Genomic DNA, 5409 nt, shown 5'->3' on the forward strand with positions numbered 1-5409 from the left:
CCGGCTGTCCGGACCGCCCTAACGCGTCTGGTAAGCCCGGATCACCGTCTGCACCACCGAGTTGCCGTCCGCGTCGCGCGCGGTGATCCGCAGCGAGGTGAAGCCCGGCGCGACCGGGTGGCGCACCAGCGCCACGCCCGTGCCCGCCGGCGTGAACGTGGTGGGCGCGACGCGCCACGTGGCCCCGTCGTCGGACGACGCCTCCACCTCCAGCGCCACCAGGCGGGACGCGGTCGACCCCGGCTGGTGCCGCGCCAGCAGCCGCAGCGGGAACAGCCGCCCGGCCGGGGCGCGGCCCTGCTCGTCGACGTCCGCCTCGGCGCGCACCAGCAGCACCGGCGCCGGGCCGCCGGACTCGCGGAAGGTCCACGTCACGTCCGCCGACGTGCCGATCACCGACCACGGCACGGACCGCCGCACGGTGGACCGCACCGTGTACGTGCCCGGCTCCTCCGGCACCTCGAACACGCCCGTGCCGGGCAGGTCGCTCACGCCCAGCGAGCGGCCGTCGCGGAACAGCTCGGTGGTTCCGGTAGCGCTGTAGGGCGGCAGCGTGAAGTGGTCGGGGTCGCCGCCGGACAGCAGGGTCACGCCCACGGACAGCTGCCCGCCGTCGCGCCGGATGCCGAAGCCCAGCTCCTCGTCACCGAACGCCGGACCCAGGGGCGCGCGGTTCCAGTGGCTCTCCTGGCGGCCCGGCCGGTAGGTCCGGTAGGACACCGTGTTCTCCACGTCCTCCGCGTCGGGCGGGAACAGCGCGGCCAGGTGCTGCCAGCGGACGTCCGGCGACGCGGTGTAGAACTCGGTGCGGCGGCTGGGCACCTCGTGCGGGTATGCCTCGTAGATGCCGCTGTTCGCGCCGGGGTCGTCGAGGAACGCGTAGTCCGAGCGCAGGCCCTCGGTCGGCGCGCCCTGCGCGTGGTAGTGGGCGTCCACGCGGGCCAGGTCGCGGTCGCGCGCGGTGAACCGGCCGTCCGGGATCGCGCCCCGGGACAGGAACGCCAGGTGGTACACCGCGCCCGGGGCGGTCAGCGTCGCCCGGTAGGACAGCGTGAACACGTGGTCGGTGACCGTGCCCGGGGTGGCGACCAGGTGCACGCGTTGGCCGGGCCGGGCGAACCAGCCCAGGCCGGACGTGCGCTCGGCCGTGCCGGACACCAGCAGCAGCTCGCCGACCACGAGTTCCGCGCCGGCCCGGTCGACCGTGGTGGTGACCGGGGTGCCGGCGGTCGCGTCGAGGTCCACGGTCGTCGCCCGGTCCACGGTGACGCCGGTCCTGGCGAGCAGGGTCACGTCGCCGGCGCCGGAGACCTCGACGGCGTTGACGTCGTAGCGGCCCTTCGGCAGGCGGGCCGTGCCGACGCCGCCCACCACGCGCACGCCGTAGGCCGCGCCGGTGTCGGTGTCCACGGCCTTCACGACGGTCGACGCGGACGTGCCGGTGCGCCCGCGCAGCGCCACCCGCACGTCGTGGGACTCCGGTTCGAGCACGGCGGTCAGCGCGGTCCGCACCACCACGCCCGGCGCCGACCCGGTCAGCCGCGCGCCCAGCCGGCCGGACGCGCCGGCCGGGTCCAGGCGCACCGCCACCGACGCGGTGCCGCGCGCGGGGACCACGACGCTCGACGCGGAGGCGGTGAAGCGCGGCGAGTCGGTGGACAGGGCCAGCGCCACGGGCTCCGCGCCGTCGTTGCGGTAGGTCACGGTGCGGTCGAGCGCGGCGTCGTGCGGCCACCGCAGGAACCCGAACCCGACGCCGCCGGAGGCGCTCACGTCCTGGGACACGGCCCGCGCCGCGTCGACCCGGCCCGCGCCCTGCTCGAACACGTCGGCGGTCGGGTGGGCGGTGCTCACCAGCAGCGGCTTGAGCCGGTCGGCCGCCCAGCCGGGGTGCCGCTGCCGCAGCAGCGCGGCGGTGCCGGCGACGTGCGGCGCGGCCATCGACGTGCCGGACAGGGCCGCGTGGTGCTCGTCCACGGGCGCGAGGTCGCCTGCGGGCGTGCCGGGCACGCGGGCGGAGACCACGTCGGCGCCGGGCGCGGCGATGTCGGGTTTCACCGCGTGGTCGCCGAGGCGCGGTTGGCGCGGCGAGAACGGGCTGGTCGCGCCGTCGCGGCCGGTGCTGCCCACGGCGAGCGCGGCATCGGCCGCGGCGGGCGAGGTGACCGAGGCCAGCGGGTCGGGCTGGTCGAGCGCGCGGTCGTTGCCGGCGGCCACCACGAACAGGGTGCCGTGGCGGGCGGTCAGCTCGTCCAGGGCGCGCGACACCGGGTCCCGGCCGTCGCTGTACGCGCCGCCCAGGCTCATGTTCACCACGGGCACGCGGGGCGCGATCCACTCCATGCCCGCGATCACCGCGGAGTCCGGGCAGCCGAACGTCGTGCACACCTTGCCGCTGACCAGGGTCGCGTCCGGGGCGACACCCCGGTACCGGCCGCCGGACGCGGTGCCGTCGCCCGCGATGATCCCGGCGACGTGCGTGCCGTGGCCGACCTCGTCAGCCGTGCCGGAACCGGTGAAGTCGGCCTGCTCGACGACCCGGCCCGCCAGGTCGGGGTGGTCGGCGTCCACGCCGGTGTCCAGCACGCCGACCGCGACACCGGCCCCGGTGAACCCGCTGTCCCACGCGGTGGGCGCGCCGATCAGCGGCGCGGTCCCGTCCAGGGTCGGCCGCGACACCCCGTCCAGCCACACCGAGGCCCGCGAGCGGGTGAACCAGTCCCAGAAGCCGTCGGCGGGGTTCAGCGCCGCGCCGCGCACGCTCGGCAGGGCCCGCACGCCGGTCGCGGGCACGTCACCGCCGGCGTCGGTCACGATCAGCGACGGCGGCCGGTCCCGGGGCAGCAGCCCCAGGTCGAACAGGCGCGGGTCCAGCCGCCCGGCGTCGATCAGCGGCAGGGCGTCCGAGGGCACCACCCGGTCGCCGTCGCGCAGGAACCCCACGTGCTCCCGCCCGGCCACCGGCCGCACCTCCACGGCCACCCCGCCCGGACCGCGCGAGACCCGCAGCCGGTCACCGGTGACGAGGGTGACCACCTGCCCGGCCTCGACGGCGCCCTCCGTGCCCTCCGTGCCCACCGCGACCGGCGCGGGCACGGCCGTCGACCCGGCCACCAGCAGGGCCACCAGAACCAGCTTCGGCGAACGCACGTCCGCCCTCCCTTCCCGAAGACGAGGACACGGTCAGCCGGCCAGGAACGCGCCCGCCAGCGCCGCGGTGAGAGCACCGCCGAGCACCGCGGCCAGCCGCGCCGACCAGCGGCCCCACAGCGCGTGCCAATCGCCCCGGTGGCGCAGCGCGGCCGTGGTCATCAGCGCCCGGCCCAGCCCGAAACCGACGCCCGCGAGCAGCGCGCCCGCGGGCGTCGCGGTCAGCAGCACCGCCACCGCCGCCGCGTGGGGCAGCCCGCTGGGCAGGTACGTCCGCGCCCCGGTGCCCATCTCCACGCCGAACTGGAGCGGGCCGAGCAGCCGGCCCAGCCGGAACACGCTCTCCGGCACCAGCCGCCGGTTCTCCGGCAGCGCGAACCGCAGCACGCGCACCTCCCGCAGCAGCACGGCGAGCAGCGCGAGCGCCACCGCCGCCCACCGCGTCCAGCCGGGCAGCGGCGCCCGCAGCAGCGAGCCGACGACCAGGAGCGCGACGGCGCTCAGCGCGCCCCCGAGGAGCAGGCCGGCGCGGAACGCCAGCGCGGGTGGACCTCGCCAGACCGGCGAGCTCAGCACGTGGGCCGAGTTCCGGCTTCAAGTGGAGCCGGACGTGGCGAACCCGGCCGTCACCCCGACCAGGAGCCACGGCGCGAGCGCCGCGCCGGCCAGGGCGACGGCCGCGCTCCCGAGCGCCGCCGCCGCGAGCGCCGCGGCCAGCAGGAGCGGGTGCCAGCGCATCACACCCGCGCCCGGCAGATGGTCAGGTAGGTCTGCCCGGTCTGGCCGCCGCCCCAGTAGGTGCTGAACCCGTCGGAGCAGCGGTAGACCTTGCCGTCCGGCGTGGTCCAGCGCCACGCGTTCTTGGTCGTGGTGGTGCCGCACATGGTCGCGATGGGCGTGTGGTCGACGTGCACGTCACCGACGACCGCCGTGCCGAACTTGTGCCAGCCCGCCTCGCAGAACTCGCTGCTGCGCCACCCGCCCGCCCAGCAGGCCGCGTAGGTGTTGACGAACTCGCCGCCGGTGTCGGCGTCCTCCGCGTAGCCGCCGGGGTAGGCGTCGCGGCAGTCGTTGCGGTCCCAGCCGGTCAGCGCGTGCGGACCGGTCTCGGCGCGGGCCCGGCGCGGCGGCGTCAGCGCGGCGGCCCCGATGGTCAGCGCGCCCAGCACCGCGGCCTTGAGGACGGTGCGGCGGCGACCGGCGACCTTCAGGTCGCGCAACGCGCTGCTGCGCCCCTCGCCCCGGTCGTGGTCAGGGATCGAGTCGAACGCCAACACCGCGCACCCCCCACTCGTCGAGCACCTCGTCCACCTGCTCCTCGCGCACCGGCAGCGCCAGCCGCGCCACCCGCCCGGTCGCGTCGACCCGCATCAGCACCGGCGGCGCCAGGTGCGACACCGACCGCCACGCCTCGCGGTCGCTCACCACGTCCAACCGCGTGTCCCACGCGCCCGGCGGCTCGTGGGTGAGCAGCACGGCGTCGGTCAGCCGACGCGCCACGGCCACGCACAGCGGGCACCCGGAGTCGGCGGCCAGCACGACCCGGTTCGCGAACCGCTCGCCCAGCACGACGTCCGGCTGCGCCGCCGAGAAGCCCGCCGGGTCGCGCGCCACGGCGGCCCGCAACAGCCGCACCTCGCGCAGCACCGCCGCGAGCCCCAGGAACAGCACGACGATCGCCACCCAGGTGACGACCAGGAACGCGGTGCCGGGGTTCACGCCGCCTCCCACGCCACGCCGATGCCCGCCAGCCAGTCCAGCCGCTCCCGGTCGGTGCGGTGCGGCGAGTCGGACAGGTGCACCTCGGCCACGCCCGCCGCGCAGCCCACCACGAACGTGTGGTCGGACAGGGCGGTCGAGCCCCGCGCACCCGGCAGCGCGACCTTCCACACCTCGCCGTGGCGGGTGGGCGCCCCCGCGTGCGCGGGCACGTGGTCGCGCGCCTGCCGGGGGCCGGGCACGGACACCGACCCGAAGTCGCGCACCACGACCACGACGTGCTCGCTCACCGTGTCCAGCAGCGTCGCCGCCCGCGGCTCGACCACCATGCCGCCCACGCGGTCGTCCACGCGCAGCGAGTTGAACAGCGCGAAGACGCGGTCGCGGCGCGGCGCCGGACCCGCGTACACGGTCATCAGCTCGTGGTAGGCGCCGATCAGCGTGGCGAACGACGACTCGCCGTCGTGGGCCTCGGCCACCACGACCTCGCGGCCGTGCACCAGGAAGCGGTCGGTGGTGGCGGCGGGCGCGACGTGGGTC

6 protein-coding genes are annotated in these 5409 nt (G+C 76.9%); all 6 read right to left on the minus strand.

Translation table 11 applies throughout. From position 1 onward, the window contains the following. Positions 1-18: 18 nt before the first annotated feature. Complete coding sequence (locus tag ACFV4N_RS39200) at positions 19-3150, minus strand: S8 family serine peptidase (protein WP_499677748.1); 3132 nt, start codon at positions 3148-3150, stop codon at positions 19-21. A gap of 33 nt (positions 3151-3183) precedes the next feature. Continuing rightward, positions 3184-3726, minus strand: a complete 543-nt coding sequence (locus ACFV4N_RS39205) for a hypothetical protein (RefSeq protein WP_499677749.1) — start codon at positions 3724-3726, stop codon at positions 3184-3186. 18 nt (positions 3727-3744) lie between these two features. After that, the gene (locus ACFV4N_RS39210; RefSeq protein ID WP_499677750.1) at positions 3745-3888 is read right to left on the minus strand and encodes a hypothetical protein; all 144 of its coding nucleotides are present in this window, start codon (positions 3886-3888) and stop codon (positions 3745-3747) included. Continuing rightward, the gene (locus ACFV4N_RS39215) at positions 3888-4427 is read right to left on the minus strand and encodes a hypothetical protein (RefSeq protein ID WP_499677751.1); all 540 of its coding nucleotides are present in this window, start codon (positions 4425-4427) and stop codon (positions 3888-3890) included. The genes ACFV4N_RS39210 and ACFV4N_RS39215 overlap by 1 nt, the downstream gene beginning before the upstream one ends. Beyond that, a complete protein-coding gene (locus ACFV4N_RS39220; protein WP_499677752.1) occupies positions 4402-4869 on the minus strand; it encodes a hypothetical protein in 468 nt (155 codons plus the stop codon). Before ACFV4N_RS39220 ends, ACFV4N_RS39215 begins: the two co-directional genes overlap by 26 nt. Further along, positions 4866-5409 (minus strand): hypothetical protein (locus tag ACFV4N_RS39225; protein ID WP_499677753.1); only part of this gene is annotated, 544 nt, incomplete at its 5' end. The genes ACFV4N_RS39220 and ACFV4N_RS39225, both read right to left, overlap by 4 nt.

This window comes from Actinosynnema sp. NPDC059797, from assembly GCF_042732085.1.
Classification (GTDB): Bacteria; Actinomycetota; Actinomycetes; order Mycobacteriales; family Pseudonocardiaceae; genus Actinosynnema.

What these genes read in the sequence shown, in the direction of transcription:
- ACFV4N_RS39210 (WP_499677750.1), bottom strand. Translation starts at nt 3,888, where the DNA reads ATGCGCTGGCACCCGCTCCTGCTGGCCGCGGCGCTCGCGGCGGCGGCG.